Annotated in this window: 12 protein-coding genes; 4 read left to right on the top strand and 8 right to left on the bottom strand. The window is 68.9% G+C overall.

Going from position 1 to position 15,492, the window contains the following annotated elements; genetic code table 11:
- Window positions 1–7: 7 nt before the first annotated feature.
- The 8 genes from QFZ29_RS03590 to QFZ29_RS03555 form a co-directional block, all read right to left on the bottom strand.
- A complete protein-coding gene (locus QFZ29_RS03590; RefSeq protein ID WP_306892877.1) occupies window positions 8–1,012 on the bottom strand; it encodes an arabinan endo-1,5-alpha-L-arabinosidase in 1,005 nt (334 codons plus the stop codon).
- 23 nt (window positions 1,013–1,035) lie between these two features.
- Entirely contained in the window at window positions 1,036–2,550 is a 1,515-nt protein-coding gene (gene arfA, locus QFZ29_RS03585; protein ID WP_306892876.1) for an arabinosylfuranosidase ArfA, read from the bottom strand.
- A gap of 80 nt (window positions 2,551–2,630) precedes the next feature.
- Window positions 2,631–3,581 (bottom strand): carbohydrate ABC transporter permease, encoded by a 951-nt coding sequence (locus tag QFZ29_RS03580; protein ID WP_306892875.1) that lies wholly within the window; start codon window positions 3,579–3,581, stop codon window positions 2,631–2,633.
- Window positions 3,581–4,543, bottom strand: coding sequence for a carbohydrate ABC transporter permease (locus tag QFZ29_RS03575; protein ID WP_306892874.1), 963 nt, complete (start codon window positions 4,541–4,543; stop codon window positions 3,581–3,583). Before QFZ29_RS03575 ends, QFZ29_RS03580 begins: the two co-directional genes overlap by 1 nt.
- Before the next feature lie 82 nt (window positions 4,544–4,625).
- Entirely contained in the window at window positions 4,626–5,954 is a 1,329-nt protein-coding gene (locus QFZ29_RS03570) for an ABC transporter substrate-binding protein (RefSeq protein WP_306892873.1), read from the bottom strand.
- 195 nt (window positions 5,955–6,149) lie between these two features.
- Complete coding sequence (locus QFZ29_RS03565; RefSeq protein WP_306892872.1) at window positions 6,150–7,178, bottom strand: LacI family DNA-binding transcriptional regulator; 1,029 nt, start codon at window positions 7,176–7,178, stop codon at window positions 6,150–6,152.
- 93 nt (window positions 7,179–7,271) lie between these two features.
- Window positions 7,272–8,093 (bottom strand): phosphatase PAP2 family protein, encoded by an 822-nt coding sequence (locus QFZ29_RS03560; RefSeq protein WP_306892871.1) that lies wholly within the window; start codon window positions 8,091–8,093, stop codon window positions 7,272–7,274.
- Window positions 8,094–8,168: 75 nt separating this feature from the next.
- Window positions 8,169–9,443: a multidrug effflux MFS transporter gene (locus tag QFZ29_RS03555; RefSeq protein ID WP_306892870.1), complete on the bottom strand. Its 1,275-nt coding sequence runs from the start codon at window positions 9,441–9,443 to the stop codon at window positions 8,169–8,171.
- A 338-nt stretch (window positions 9,444–9,781) separates the two neighbouring features.
- Here QFZ29_RS03555 and QFZ29_RS03550 point away from each other — a divergent pair, with 338 nt between their 5' ends.
- The 4 genes from QFZ29_RS03550 to QFZ29_RS03535 all read left to right on the top strand — a co-directional run bounded on the left by QFZ29_RS03550 (window position 9,782) and on the right by QFZ29_RS03535 (window position 15,436).
- Window positions 9,782–11,077 carry an extracellular solute-binding protein gene (locus QFZ29_RS03550; protein WP_306892869.1) on the top strand — a complete coding sequence of 432 codons (1,296 nt, stop codon included), beginning with the start codon at window positions 9,782–9,784 and terminating at the stop codon, window positions 11,075–11,077.
- Between the two features lie 14 nt (window positions 11,078–11,091).
- Entirely contained in the window at window positions 11,092–12,132 is a 1,041-nt protein-coding gene (locus tag QFZ29_RS03545) for a carbohydrate ABC transporter permease (RefSeq protein WP_306892868.1), read from the top strand.
- Window positions 12,129–13,001 carry a carbohydrate ABC transporter permease gene (locus QFZ29_RS03540; protein WP_306892867.1) on the top strand — a complete coding sequence of 291 codons (873 nt, stop codon included), beginning with the start codon at window positions 12,129–12,131 and terminating at the stop codon, window positions 12,999–13,001. Before QFZ29_RS03545 ends, QFZ29_RS03540 begins: the two co-directional genes overlap by 4 nt.
- A 95-nt stretch (window positions 13,002–13,096) precedes the next feature.
- Window positions 13,097–15,436, top strand: a complete 2,340-nt coding sequence (locus tag QFZ29_RS03535) for a beta-xylosidase/alpha-l-arabinosidase (protein ID WP_444876253.1) — start codon at window positions 13,097–13,099, stop codon at window positions 15,434–15,436.
- The last annotated feature ends 56 nt before the right edge of the window (window positions 15,437–15,492 follow it).

Genomic DNA, 15,492 nt, shown 5'->3' with positions numbered 1-15,492 from the left:
TGGATGATCACCAGTGCGCCACGGGCCAGCCCTCGGCGTCCCACTCGAGCTCGATGAGCGCGAGCTGGAACGCGCCGTCCAGGCGTCGATCGTAGTAGTGCAGGGCGAGCGTCTCCCCCGCGACCGATTGGCCGCCCGGGCCGACGCGATCTCCGTCGGCGGCCAGCAGGAGCGTGCCGCCGCCCTCGAGGAGCGAAACACCGTCGCGATCGACGTAGGGGCCGGTGATCTCGTCGGCGCGGCCGACCGCGATGTTGTAGGTGCTCTCGAGTCCGCGGCAGCACGAGTCACGGGAGACGAAGAGGAAGTACTCGCCTTCGTGCTCGACGATGTACGGGGCTTCGATCGCGTTGGGCGGCAACTGGCGGTCGGCGAGCCGCAGCGGCTCCGCGGCATCCGCTCGCATTCCGCTCGGCCATTCGAGCGCCACCATGCGGATGCCGCTCCAGAACGACCCGAATGACATCCACGGCTGCCCGTCGCCATCGACGGCGATGCCCGGGTCGATGGCGTTGAAGTCGTCGGAGCGGGCCGAGGAGATCACGGGTCCGCGATCGACCCACTCGTACTCCGCGGCATCGGGATCGAGCGTCTCGTTGGTCGCCAGGGCGATCACCGAGGTGTTCGATCCGAACGTCGACGCCGAGTAGTACAGGAACCACGTGCCGTCGTGCTCGATGAGCTCGGGCGCCCAGAGGTTCGAAACTCCGGGCACGGCCTCGTCGAGCCATTCGGGCTTCTCGGGCCACACCTCGCCGCGGTGGCGCCACGACGAGCCGTCGGTCGAGCTGCGGATCTGGATGTTGCCGTCGGCCACGGTTTCGCTGCCCGTCGAGTACACGTAGCTCGTGCCGTCTTCGACGGCGAGCGCCGGATCATGCGTCATCAGGTCGCCCGTGAGCTCTCGCGCGCCGCCGCTCGAGCAACCGGCGAGCGCGGCGAGCGAGACGACGGAGACGAGCGCGACGACCGAGCGCAGCGTTCTGACGAGAAGGGCGGGGCGCGCCGTCATGGACGACCGGCGCGCCCCGCTGCTCATGCGCCGAGCGAGACGGCGGTCCACGACACGGCGGGCAGCACGAGCGTGAGCTGCCCGTCGGCGAGCTCAGCGCTGTCGTTGGCGCGCAGGCCGACGCGCTCGGGCTCGTCGAGCGTGTTCTTCGCGTACACGTCGTCGTCGGCGAGGGTCTGCGCATCGAGCACCGTGATCTCGCCGAGCGCCGAGACGTCGATCGTCACCGAGATGGGCTCGCCCTGGCTGCGGTTCACGAGGAACACCGCGGCTCGGCCCGTCTCAGCGTCGTGCGTCGCGACCGCGTCGACGAGCGGCACGACGCCGTAGACCTCCGTCTCGTACGTGGGGGCGTCGAGCCTGACTTCGAGTGCCTTGCCCGTCGCGAGTTGCGACGTGAGCGCGAACGGGAAGAACGTGGCCTGCCGCCACGCCGGGCCGCCGGGCTCGGTCATGATCGGCGCGATCACGTTCACGAGCTGCGCGAGCGACGCGCTCGTGACGCGATCGGCGTGCTTCAGGAGCGAGATCATGAGGCTGCCGAAGACCACCGCGTCGGCGACCGAGTAGACGTCTTCGAGGAGGCGCGGCGCGACCGGCCAGTTGTCGATGCCGTCGATCTTGTCGACGTTGTGGAAGCGCTCGATGTACCAGACGTTCCACTCGTCGAACGAGATGTCGATCGTCTTGTCGCTGCCGACGACGGCCTTCACGTGGTCGGCGGTGGCGACGACCGTCTCGATGAAGTGGTCCATGTCGACGGCCGACGCGAGGAACGAGCCGAGGTCGCCGTTCTTCTCCTCGTAGTAGGCGTGGCACGAGATGTAGTCGACGTCGTCGTAGGTGTGCGTGAGCACGACGCGCTCCCACTCGGCGAACGTGGGCATGTGCGCGCTCGACGACCCGCACACGACGAGTTCGACCGACGGGTCGAGCTGGCGCATGGCCTTCGCCGTCTGCGAGGCGATCTTGCCGTAGTCGTCGGCCGAGCGGTGGCCGAGCTGCCACGGGCCGTCCATCTCGTTGCCGAGGCACCACATCTTCACGCCGAATGCGTCGGTACGGCCGTTGGCGATGCGCCGGTCGGCGAGCGCCGAACCGCCCGCGACGTTCGAGTACTCGAGCAGGTCGAGCGCCTCGAGCGGCCCCCGCGTGCCGAGGTTCACGGCGAGCATGAGCTCACTGTCGACCTTGTCGAGCCACGAGGCGAACTCGTGCAGCCCGATCTCGTTCGTCTCGGTCGAGTGCCACGCGAGGTCGAGGCGGCGGGGGCGCTCCGCGCGCGGGCCGACCGAGTCCTCCCAGCGGAACCCCGAGACGAAGTTGCCGCCCGGGTACCGGATCGTCGAGACGCCGAGCTCCTTCACGAGGTCGATGACGTCTTGGCGGAACCCCTCTTCGTCGGCGGTCGGATGTCCGGGCTCGTAGATCCCGTCGTACATGCATCGCCCGAGGTGCTCCACGAAGGAGCCGAAGACGCGGCGGTTGATGGGTCCGACCGAGAACTGAGGGTCGATGGTGAGGCGTGCGGTGGGCATAACGGTCTTTCTGTGATGAGGTGTACGGTCTGCGGATGCCGCCGCTCGCGGCATCCGTCATTGGTCGTCGTTCGCGTCGGCTACTTCACGCTGCCGATCGCGAGCCCGCCCTGCCAGTACCGCTGCAGGAAGAGAAACGAGAGGATGAGCGGGATGATCGAGATGAAGGAGCCCGTCGTGATCAGGTTCCACACCTGCTCGCCGCCGGCACCCGCGTTCGAGAGCGCGGTCCAGCGATTCAGTCCGAGGGTCACGGGCAACAGCTCGGGGTCCGTGAGCACGGCGAGCGGCAGGAAGAAGTTGTTCCACGTGCCGACGACGGAGAGCAGGAGCACCGTCACGATCGCCGGCTTCAGGAGGGGCAGCGCCACTTGCGCGAACGTGCGCAGCTCGCCGGCGCCGTCGATGCGTGCCGCCTCGAGCAACTCGTCGGGCACGGCGTCTTGCGCGTAGACGCGCATGAGGTACACCCCGAATGGATTCAGGAGCGACGGCAGGATCACGGCCCATGGCGTGTTGATGAGGCCCATCTGGCTGAGCAGCATGAACGTGGGGATGACGAGCGCGGTGAGCGGCACCATCACCGACGCGAGCACGATCGTGAAGAACGGACCGCGACCGCGGAACCGGTACTTGGCGAAACCGTAGCCCGCGAGGATCGCGAGGATGGTGGCCCCGGCTCCACCCGCGAACGCATAGAGGAACGAGTTCGCGAACCAGCGCCAGTAGACGCCGCCCTGGTGGGTGAAGAGTCCCGCGATGTTGTCGAAGAACGCGAACTGGTCGTCGAACCACAGCGGCCCGCCCGTGCCCGTGAAGAGGCCCGAGTTGCTCTTCGTCGCCGCGACGATGAGCCACCACAGCGGCGTGATGAAGTAGATCGCGAGGATGATGAGGAAGACATGCGAGCCGATGCGCCGGCCGCCCGAGCGACCGCGGCCGTCGCCGCGGCGCGGCTGGTGCGCCGGCACTCCGGTCGCGACGGTGAGGTCGGTGGGCGCCGTGGCGCGAGTCGAGGTCGTGGAGGACATCACTTCAGTCCGCTCTGCTTGCGCGTGAGGAAGAGGAACACGGTCGACCCGGCGAACACGAGCGCACCGAGCGAGAAGGCGATCGCCGAGGCGTAGTTGAACTGGCTGTAGGAGAACGCCAGCGAGAACGCGTACATGTTCGGCGTGTACGCCGCGTCGATCGCCCCTTGGGCGACGCTGCGGAGCACGACCGGCTCGGTGAAGAACTGGAGCGTGCCGATGAGCGCGAACGTGATCACCATCACCATCGACGACGAGATCATCGGCAGCTTGATGCGCGTGGCGGTCTGCCAGCCGTTCGCTCCGTCGATGCGCGCCGCCTCGTAGATCGTGGGGTCGATCGAGCGGAGGGCCGCGTAGATGACGATCATGTAGTACCCCGCCCACTGCCACGTGACGATGTTCACGAGGCTGCCGAAGATGCTGTCGGCGGCGAGGAAGTTGGGGGCGTCGAGGCCGACCATGCTGAAGATCGTCGCCGCGGGGCCGAAGCGGGGGCTGTAGAGGAAGCTCCACATGAGGGCGCCGATGACGACCGGAATCGCGTACGGCACGAAGATGAGCAGCCGCGAGAGCTTCGACACGCGCGTCGCGAGCGTGTCGAGCACGAGCGCCGCGACGAGGGCGACGAGCAGCTGCGCCGGGATCATGACGACCGCGTACGCGAGCACCCGCAGCATCCCCTCGAGGAAGAGCGGATCGGTGAACGCCTTCGCGTAGTTCGCGAGACCCGTGAACTCGGTGCCGGTCGCGAGCGTCGAGGTGAACAGGCTCATGCCGAACGCGTAGCCGAGCGGGAGCACGAGGAAGATCGCGAAGACGACCGCGAACGGGGCGACGAACAGCCAGCCCCAGCGCTGGCGGCGACGAACGAGGCGGGCACCTCCGCCCGGGCGTGGAGGCGCGTCGCGCCGCGACCGGACTGCGGATGTCGCGGCCGCCTCCATGGTGTTGCTGGTCATCGTTGCTCTCTTCGTCGAGTCGTCGGTCGGAGGTGGGCCCGCGTCCGGTGAGGGAGATCACCGGACGCGGGCCGCGGGAAGGCTACTGGAGCGTGAAGCCCTGCTCGGTGGCGTACGCCTCGAGCGAGGCCTGCAGGTCGTCGAGCGCCTTCGAGGCATCCTTCTCGCCCTGCACCATCGCGTACAGCTGTTCAGTCAGCTGGTCGTAGGCGTAGTTCTGGAAGGGGCTGAACGTGAATCCGGTGTAGCCGGATGCCGCTTCGAGGAACACGTCCTTGTTGATCTGCTGCCCGCCGAAGAACGGGTACTCGAGGTCGCGGAAGTAGTCGGACTCGAGGATCGGCTTCCACAGCGGGAAGAGCGCCGCCTCCTCGATGCCGATCTTCCAGGCCTCCTCGGTGCCGAAGACCTCCTTGGCGACGAGCGCCGCGGCCTCGGGGTCCTTCGCCTGCGTCGTCACGGCGAACGTGGAGCCGCCCCAGTTGATCTGCACCGGGTTGGCCGGGTCCCACTGGGGAACCGGCGCTGCGCGCCAGACGGCGTCGGCGTCGGCGTCGGAGAGACCGCCGAGGTAGCCGGGGCCCCAGGCCGCCGCGATGTAGATGGCGTACGAGCCGTCGACGAGCTTGGTGTTGTAGTCGGCCGTGAAGGCGTCTTCAGTGCCGACGAGGCCGTCTGCTGCGAGCTTCTCCCAGTACGCGAGCACGTCCTTGGAGGGCTGGTCGTTGACCTCGATGCCGATCTCGGTCGGCTTCGCGTTGTCGTAGACGAACGGCGTCGAGCCGACCTGGGCGAAGAGGGCCTGGTTGTAGGCGCGGCCGTTGGTCGGGAAGTCGGCGAGCACGCCGGGCGCCCCGGCGTCCTTCAGGGTCTGCGCGGCCGCCGCGAATTCGTCCCACGTGGTGGGCACAGGGATGCCGTACTCGTCGAGGATGTCCTGCCGGTAGAGCATGCCCATGGGGCCGCCGTCGACCGGGATCGCGTAGACCGCGTCGCCGCTCGAGACGTCTTTCCAGGCGCCTTCCGAGTAGTCGCCCTTGACGTCGTCCGCGCCGTACTCGGTGAGGTCGACGAGCGAGTCGCGGATGCTGAAGCTCGAGAGCACCTCGGACTCGAGCATGATCACGTCAGGTGCGCCGGAGCCCGATTCGATCGCAGTCGAGAACTTCGTGTACTCGTCGTTGCCCTGGCCGGCGTTGGTCCAGCAGATCTGCACCTCGTCGTGGGTCTCGTTGAACAGGTCGACGACCTGCTCGAAGGCCGGATACCAGGCCCAGACGCTCACCTGGGTGGCGTCGGGCTGGAGGATCTCGTTGGTGCAGGATTCTGCGCTGGCACCGGGCGTGCAGCCGGTGAGTGCGGCTGCGGCGACGGCGACGACGCCGCTCGCGGCAAGGAGCTTGGATCTCATTTGCTGTGCTTCCTCTCGCGGTGTTGGACACCGTTGTCTCTGGCGATGGAGGCTCGTGCACCGTCGCACAGCAGGGGCTCCGCGGCGAGTTCCGAGTCTTCTACAACGTTGTAAAGTAAACGTTGTAGAGACATGGTGCCGTGGCATCCGCGTGATGTCAAGTTCGAACCGGACGCGTGCCGGATAGAGCCCCGGCTATGCGCCGATCATCGCCCTCGATGGAGCTGACTCGCGTTCGACCACGTGGAAGTCGGCAAGGAGAAGCCTCGGCTCGCCTGCGGCATCCGTTCGCCGGATCCGCTCGAGGAGTGTCGCCACGGCGGTGCGGGCGATCCAGCGCTGGCCCGGGTCGACGGTCGTGAGCGACGGAATGGAGTACTTCGCCTCGTCGAGACCGTCGAACCCGATGACGGCCACATCAGTGGGCACCCGGATGCCGGCCTCCTGCAGCACGCGCATCGCGCCGAGCGCGAGCGTGTCGTTGAGCCCGAACACCGCATCGAAGGTGACGCTGCGGTCGAGGAGGTCGCGCATGCCGCGGGCGCCGTTGGCACGGTGCCACGTGGTGGTCTCGCTGATGATCGAGTCGTCGTAGGGCACGCCAGCCGCCTCGAGGGCCTCGCGGTAGCCGCGCAGTCGCAGGCCTGCCGAACCGATGACCTCGCCCGGGTGCGCTCCGACGACGGCGATCCGCCGCCGCCCGGAGGCGAGCAGGTACTCCGTCGCGGCCCGCGCAGCCTCGACGTTTCGCATCGTGACGTGGTCGACGGGGGCATCGAAGATGCGCTCACCGAGGAGCACGAGCGGGTACGGTCGCTCGAGGTGAGCGGCATCGTCCTGGCCCATGCCGAGTGCGCTGAAGATGAGACCGTCGGTCATCTGCAGCCGCGGACTGCGCAGCAGTTCGATCTCGCGATCGCGGTCGCCGCCCGTCTGCTCGACGAGCACGACCACACCTGCCTCGTCGGCGGCTTCGATGACGGCGGCCGCGAGCTCGGCGAAGTAGCTGAGGGCCAGTTCGGGCACCGCGAGCGCGATGGCTCCGGTGCGGCCCGACCTCAGGCTGCGGGCCGTGAGGTTCGGGGTGTATCCGAGATCGGCGATCGCCTGCTCCACCTTGGCCTTCGTCGCCGGCCGGATGTGCGGGTAATCGTTGATGACGTTCGAGACGGTCTTGATGGAAACCCCCGCCAGACGGGCCACGTCATGCAGCGTCGACGCCATGGTGCCTCCTCAGCCGATGCCGCCACTCTACAACGTTGTAGGTGGCGGGGCTTCTCCGCAATGCGGTCGGGCGCTGGGCGCCCGAGCCCTGCATCACGCCCGCGCCGGTGGCGTGACGTGCGCCTGCGCGCGCTCGGCGTTGCGTGCCGAGATATGCGCGAGCCGAGCGAGCCGTTCGCGTTCGAGGGGCGCCGCGAACACCGCCCACAGCACGAGGGCGACCCCCGCGCCGACGAGCAGGCCGCCGATCGTGTCGGAGAGCCAGTGCGCGCCGAGGTACGTGCGGCTGATCGCCATCAGCACGGTGTAGGCGGCGCCCAGGACCCACATCCAGACGTAGGGGATGATCACGGCCAGGGCGAGGGCGATGGTCGCGGCATTCCCGACATGCCCCGACGGGAACGAACCCGTATCTGACGTGACGAGGATGTCCGGCGGGCGGGCCCGCATGAATGAGCGCTTGAGGATCTGCACCACGCCGGCGCTCGCGGCCGATGCCACGAGGAAGTACAACGCCGCCCATGGGCGTCTGACGACGAGGAGGATCACGGCCGTCACGACTGGGACGACGAACACCCCGGCCACGCCGCCGCCGAGCATGTTCATGAAGTACCCGAACACGTCGCCGACCGGGCCGCGGATCTCGACCAGGTCTTCAGCCCACTCCTCGTCGAACTCGAAGGGCAGGCCTCCGGAGCGCGCCATGACGACCACACCGAGCAGTGCTGCGACGACGATCCCGGAAGTCCCGCTCACGAGCGGGACGCGACGACCGAGCCGCCGCGCCTTCGCCTCGCGCTGGGCGGGTCTCAGGTCGTCGGCGACCGTCGCCGTGGTGTCGTGGCCGTTTGCCTCCTGCGCGGTGTCAGGTGCCTCCGGTGGCGGCATCGTGGGAGCGTCGTCGCGGCCGGTCATCGTTCAACGCTAACGCGGGAGGCCAGCGGATGCACCGGCACACTGCACGCGGCACGCGGCATCCGCTCGCCCGGCTCAGTCGCTCAGCGGCGGCACCGTGCTCGGGCGCACGAGCCACCACAGCGCCGTGATCGCGACGGCGGCTGCGCACAGCATCACGAACGCCATGGGCACGGCGCTGCCGACGCCCAGGAGTCCGATGAGCGGCGAGATCAGGCCGGCGAGTCCGAAGTTCAGCGCGCCGAGCAGCGACGCCGCGGTGCCGGCCTCGGCGCCGTGTCGCGCGAGGGCGAGCACCTGCACTGCCGGGAACGAGAAGCCGCACGCGAGGATGTAGATCCACAGCGGGATCGCGATGCCCCAGAAGCCGGCGCCCGTGCTGTCGAGCACCATGATCGCGATCGCCATGGCGAGGTGCACGATCGTCGTGATGGCGAGGATCCACTGCGGCTGCACCGGGCCGCGCATGAGCCGCGAGCTCGCCTGCACGCCGATGATGATACCGACGGAGTTCACCGCGAAGAGCAAGCCGTACTGCTGCGCGGTGAACGCGTAAAGCTCCTGGAAGAGGAATGACGACGTGGAGAGGTAGCCGAAGAGGCCCGTGAAGGTCATGCCGCCGACGAGCACGGCGCCGAGGTACACGCGGTCGCGGAAGAGGGCCGCATACCGGTCGCGCAGCGTCGAGTGTCCGGCGACGTGGCGGCGCGACTCGGGCAGCGTCTCGACGATGAAGAACGAGACGGCGACGACGACGACGGCGGCGTAGATCGCGAGCACGACGAACACGCCCCGCCAGTCCATGAAGGCGAGCAGCTGCGACCCGATCACGGGCGCGAGCACCGGGGCCAGGCCGTTGACGAGCGCGAGGCGCGAGAGCATGCGCACGAGCGGCTTGCCGCCGAAGAGGTCGCGCACCATCGCCATGGCAACGACGCCGCCGGCGGCCGCGCCGAAGCCCTGCAGCAGGCGGAACACCATGAGCCACGCGATGTCGGGCGCGAGGGCGGCGGCGACGGATGCCGCGATGTGCAGCACTGTGGCGAGGATGAGCGGCAGTCGACGACCGACCTTGTCGCTCCACGGGCCGACGATGAGCTGGCCGAAGCCGAACCCGATCATGGTGCCCGTGAGCGTGAGCTGGACGGCGGCAGCTGAGACGCCGAGTTCGTCCTGCAGCACGGGGAACGCGGGCAGGTAGAGGTCGACGGTGAACGGGCCGAGCGCGGTGAGCGCGCCGAGCACGAGCACGTAGACGAGTCGCTGGCGGCGGCTGAGGAGGTCGCCGGGGTGCGACGGACGACCGTAGTCGTCGGGACGGATGATGGGGATGGATGACGTGCTCGACATGCGTATTCCTGGGCGTGCTCGGATGCGGCGGCGCACGCCCTCGGGCACCGGGAAACAGGACTGACGGCACCCTCGGGCGCCGTCAGTGTTCGATCTCAGGCTCGCGCGGCCTCGAATCGATTCGACTGCGGTCCAGTCTAGCGCGCGCCCCCCGGAGCAGATCAAGTTCGAATCGATGGTCCGCACACCTTGCGAAGCACTTTCGAGAGGTTTCGGCGAACGATGCCCTAAAAATGCGCCGAATATGTTGCGCTTGACGGCATATCTGCCTTCGCCGTATATTCGAGACGTCCAGACCACTTTCGACGCAGGTGTCGAAACTTTCGAGAGGTTCAAAGATGAACAGACGCAGCATCCCACGGCTCGTCACGCTGGGTGCCGTGGCCGCGCTGGCCCTCGGCACCCTCGCCGGGTGCAGTGCCGCAAGCGGTGACACGGGGGACGGCTCGGCCGAGCTGAGCTTCTGGCACAACTCCACCACCGGCCCCGGCAAGGCCTATTGGGAGCAGACCGCCAAGGACTTCGAGGCGGAGCACCCCGGCGTCGACATCAAGATCCAGGCCATCCAGAACGAGGACATGGACGGCAAGCTCCAAACCGCCCTGAACTCCGGCGATGCGCCAGACATCTTCATGGCCCGTGGTGGCGGCAAGCTCGCGGCCGTCGTCGAGGCGGGTCAGGTGCAGGACCTCACCGACGCGCTCTCCGACGACACGAAGGCCGCACTCGGCGAAGCATCGCTCGCCGCGCTCTCCGTCGACGACAAGGTCTACGGCGTGCCGTCTTCAGTGCTGCCGGGCGGCATCTACTACAGCAAGGACCTGTTCGCCCAGGCCGGCATCACCGCGCCGCCGGCCACCTTCGACGAACTGAGTGAGGCCGTCGACAAGCTCAAGTCGGCCGGCGTCGCCCCGATCGCCCTCGGCGCCAAGGATGCCTGGCCCGCCGCTCACTGGTACTACTTCTTCGTGCTCCGCGAGTGCTCGCAAGATGTCGTGGCCGAGCTCGCGTCGGACCCGAGCTTCAGCGACGAGTGCTTCCTGCGCGCCGGCGAGGACCTCGCGGACTTCGCCGCCACCGAGCCGTACAACGATGGCTTCCTCACCACCTCCGCACAGCAGGGTGCCGGCTCCTCCGCGGGTCTGCTCGCCAACCACAAGGCCGCCATGGAGCTCATGGGCGCATGGGATCCCGGTGTGATCGCCTCGCTGACGCCCGACGAGCAGCCGCTCGCCGACCTCGGATGGTTCCCCTTCCCCGCCGTGAACGGCGGCGACGGCGAGGCCGGCGCGATGATGGGCGGCGTCGACGGCTACAGCTGCTTCGTCGACGCGCCCAAGGAATGCGGCGAGTTCCTCGAGTTCGCCTCGCAGAAGGAGCAGCAGGAGGCCTACGCCGAGGCGTTCGTGACGCTCCCGGCCAACAAGGACGCCCAGAGCGTCGTCACCGATCCCGCGCTGCAGGAGGTCCTCGCCTCGTACAACGACGCACCATATGTCTCGGTGTGGCTCGACACGCTGCTCGGCCAGAACGTCGGCAACGCGCTCAACGTCGGCGTCGTCGACCTGCTCGCCGGCAAGGGCGACGCCCAGGGCATCGTCGACGCCGTCGAAGACGCCATCAAGAAGGGCTGAGAGGCCCTCGCAACATGAATGTTCGCACCAGCACTCCCGCACCGAAGCGAGGAGCCCTGGCGGACGGCGTGCGGGTCGGGGACGACGAGTCGTCCCCGACCCCGCGCCGGGTCACCGCCCCGGCGCCGGCGGCCGCACGGCGAGGCCGACCGGACTGGCGGAAGGCCTTCGAGATCGCCTTGCTCGTCGGCCCGGCCCTCGTCGTCTTCCTCGGCTTCGTCATCTTCCCGGTCGTCATGGCCGGCTACTACGGGTTCTTCAGCTGGAAGGGCTACGGCCCCCCGACCGACTTCGTCGGCCTGCAGAACTACGTCACGATCCTCCAGGACCCGACGTTCCACGAGGCCCTCTGGCACAACGCCGTCATCGTCGTGATGTCGCTCGTACTGCAGGGGCCGCTCGCGCTGCTGCTGGCGCTGCTGCTGAACCGCCCGATGCGAGGGCAGTCGGTGATCCGAGTGCTCATCTTCGTGCCCTACGTGCTCGCCGAGGTCGTCGTCGGCACCGGCTGGAGCCTCATGCTCCAGAGCAATGGCGCGGTCAACGGATTGCTCGAGAAGGTCGGCCTCGGCGCTCTCGCCCAGGACTGGCTCTCGAACCCCGACCTGGCGATCTGGACCCTGATGGGGATCATCACCTGGAAGTACATCGGCTTCGCCGTCATCCTCTTCCTGGCGGGTCTGCAAGGCATCCCCCAGGAGCTCACCGAGGCGGCACAGATCGACGGCGCCTCCTACTGGCAGATCCAGCGCAGGATCACGCTCCCGCTGCTCGGCCCGACGCTGCGTATCTGGGCGTTCCTCTCGATCATCGGGTCACTGCAACTGTTCGATCTCGTCTACATCATCTGGGGCCAATACATCGCCTCGACCGCGGGCACCTCGACGATGGCGACGTACATGGTGGCCAACGGCCGCAACGCCGGCAACTTCGGCTACGGCAACGCCGTGGCGGTCGTGCTATTCGTCATCTCGCTCGTCGTCGCCCTCATCTACCAGCGCTACGTGCTGCGCCGTGACACGGCGGGCGCCCTCACCGAACGGAGCGAGCGATGACCGCCTCGACCATCGCCATCCCGCAGGCCAGGCGGCCGCGCGGCAACGGCCGGCTCCCCTGGGGCAGCCCCGCCACCTACTTCGGCGCCCTCGTCGTCATCGGGCTCATGCTGGCGCCGATCGCGTACATCATCATCGGCGGCTTCCGCACCAACGCGCAGATCACCGCCGATCCGTCAGGGCTGCCCTCGCCATGGGTGATCGAGAACAACGCCGACGTGCTCGCCAGCACGACGTTCTGGGGCGAGGTGGCGAACTCCACGGTCGCCGCGGTCGCCACCACGGTCGGGGTCGTCGCGCTCGGCCTCATGGCCAGCTACGTGCTCGCGCGGTACCGGTTCCGTGCGCGCGGCCTGCTCTACGCGACCTTCGCTGCCGGACTCATGTTCCCGATGACGGTCGCGATCACGCCCCTGTACCTCGTCGTGCGCAACCTCGGCCTGACGAACTCGCTCGCGGGCATCATCCTGCCCCAGATCGCCTTCGCGCTGCCGGCCACGATCATCATCCTCGTGCCGTTCCTGCGCGCCATCCCCGACGAGCTCGAGGAGGCCGCCTCGATCGACGGATGCTCGCGCCTCGGCTTCTTCTGGAGGATGGTGGTGCCGTTGGCGATGCCCGGCGTCATCACCGTCGGCATCCTCGCCTTCATCGCGAGCTGGAACAGCTACATGCTGCCGCTGTTCATCCTCAACCACGAGGCGAGCTACACACTGCCGCTCGGCGTGCAGGCCTTCGCCTCGCAGTACTCCGTCGACACCGCCAAGGTGCTCGCCTTCACCTCACTGTCGATGATTCCCGCGCTCATCTTCTTCAGCATCTTCGAGCGCCGCATCGTCGGCGGCCTGACCGGGGCAGTGAAGGGATGAGCGAGCCGGTGACGGATGCTGCGGGCGCGACGGATGCCGCCACGATGACGAATGCCCCGACAGAGCGAGAGGCCGGCACGATGACGGAAGCCCAGATGACCGATACGACGGCGACGGATGCCACGGCGACCCATGCGCCGTGGCGCGACCGGTCGCTGCCTGCCGGTGCGCGCGCGGGTGCGCTCATCGCCGAACTCACGCTCGAAGAGAAGATCGCCCAGCTCTACGGCATCTGGATCGGCGCCTCCGATGACGGCGCCGACGTGGCGCCGCACCAGCACGACATGAGCAGCGAAGTGGATCTCGACGAGCTGCTGCCCAAGGGGCTCGGCCAGATCACGCGGGCCTTCGGCACCGCGCCGGTCGATGCGGCGGTCGGAGCCCAGTCGCTCGCCCGGCTGCAGGAGCGCATCGTCGCGTCGGGCAGGTTCGGCATCCCGGCGCTCGTGCACGAGGAGTGCCTGGCGGGCTTCGCCGCCTACGGCGCGACCGCCTACCCGGTGCCGCTGTCGTGGGGCGCGACGTTCGACCCCGAGCTCATCGAGCAGATGGCGCGCCGCATCGGCGCCGACATGCGCTCGGTCGGCGTCCATCAGGGACTCGCTCCAGTGCTCGACGTCGTGCGCGACGCCCGGTGGGGCCGCGTCGAAGAGACCATGGGCGAAGATCCGTACCTCGTCGGCACCCTCGGCACGGCGTACGTGCGGGGGCTCGAGGCATCCGGCATCATCGCGACCCTCAAGCACTTCGTCGGGTACTCGGCATCGCGAGCGGGCCGCAACCTGGCGCCGGTGTCGGTCGGCGCCAGGGAGCTCGCCGACGTGCTGCTGCCGCCATTCGAGATGGTGGTCCGAGATGCCAAGCCGCGTTCGGTGATGAACGCGTACACCGATCTCGACGGCGTGCCCACCGCTGCTGACCGCGACCTGCTCACGGGCCTGCTGCGCGAGACCTGGGCCTTCGAGGGCACCGTCGTCGCCGACTACTTCTCGGTGGCCTTCCTCGAGACCCTGCACGGCACGGCCGGCGACCTGGGCGATGCGGCCGCTGCGGCGCTCGAGGCGGGCATCGACGTGGAACTGCCCACGGTGCACGCGTTCGGCGAGCCGCTCGTGCGGGCGGTGGCCGACGGCCGCGTCGACGAGGAGGTCATCGATCAGGCCCTCCGCCGTGTGCTCGTGCAGAAGATCGAAGCGGGGCTGCTTGACGACCCCACGGCGCCGGCCGCGGCCACAGCCGCGAAGGGCGCGGTCGATCTCGACCCGGTGGAGAACCGCGCCCTCGCGCGCCGCATCGCCGAGCGGGCGATCGTGCTCCTCCACAACGACGGCACGCTGCCCCTCGCCGAACCCGCCCGTATCGCGGTGATCGGCCCGACCGCCGACGACCCGCTCGCCGTGCTCGGCTGCTACGCCTTCCCGACGCACGTGGGCGTGCACCATCCCGGAAGCGGAGCGGGAATCGAGCTTCCCACCCTTGTCGAGGCCGTGCGCGCCGAGTTCCCCTCGGCCGAGATCGCCCTGGCACCGGGCACCTCGATCGACGGCGGCGAGACCGATGGCATCGCGCACGCGGTCGCGGTCGCGGCATCCGCCGACGTCGTGGTGCTCGCACTCGGCGACCGCGCGGGCCTGTTCGGCCGGGGCACGAGTGGCGAGGGCTGCGACGCCGAGACCCTCGACCTGCCCGGTGCGCAGGCGACCCTGCTCGAGGCCGTGCTCGACGCCGGCACGCCGACGGTGCTCACCCTGCTCGCGGGTCGCCCGTACGTGCTCGGCACGGCACCCGACCGCGCTGCCGGCATCCTGCAGGCGTTCTTCCCTGGCGAAGAGGGCACCCGCGCGCTCGCCGCCATCCTCGGGGGACGCGTGAACCCGAGCGGACGCCTGCCCGTGAGCGTGCCGTCGACGCCGGGTGCGCAGCCGTCGACGTACCTGGCATCGACGCTCGCCCGGCGCAACAGCGTGTCGAACATCGATCCGACGGCTCGATATCCCTTCGGCCACGGACTCGGCTACGCGTCGTTCGCGTGGAGCGACCTGCAGGTAGGGGTGCCCGAGGTGACGACCGAGGGCACGGTCGTGCTGTCGCTCACGGTGGAGAACACCGGTGACCGGGCGGGCGCCGAGATCGTGCAACTGTACCTGCACGACCCCGTGGCATCCGTCGTGCGACCGGTGCAGCGGCTGGTCGGATTCCGCCGCGTCGAGCTCGAGCCCGGAGCATCCGTGCGCCTGAGCGTCGAGGTGCCCGCCGACCTCGCCGCATTCACGGGGCGCGACGGCCGCCGCATCGTCGAGCCGGGGTCGCTCGTGCTGGGCTTCGGGCGGTCGAGCGCCGACCTGCCGCTGCAGGCGAGGGTCGACCTCGTCGGGCCGGTGCGGGTGGTCGACCACACCCGGGCGCTGCATCCCGTGTGGGCCGTCGTCGGATGACGGATGCCGCGTGCCGGGGTGGTCCCCCCGGCAGGCGGCGCCTCAACTCGCGGCAG

This window comes from Agromyces albus (assembly GCF_030815405.1).
GTDB classification, from domain to species: Bacteria; Actinomycetota; Actinomycetes; order Actinomycetales; family Microbacteriaceae; genus Agromyces; species Agromyces albus_A.
The sequence above is the reverse complement of the archived record's forward strand: the minus strand, read 5'-3'. Positions and strand labels throughout refer to the sequence as shown.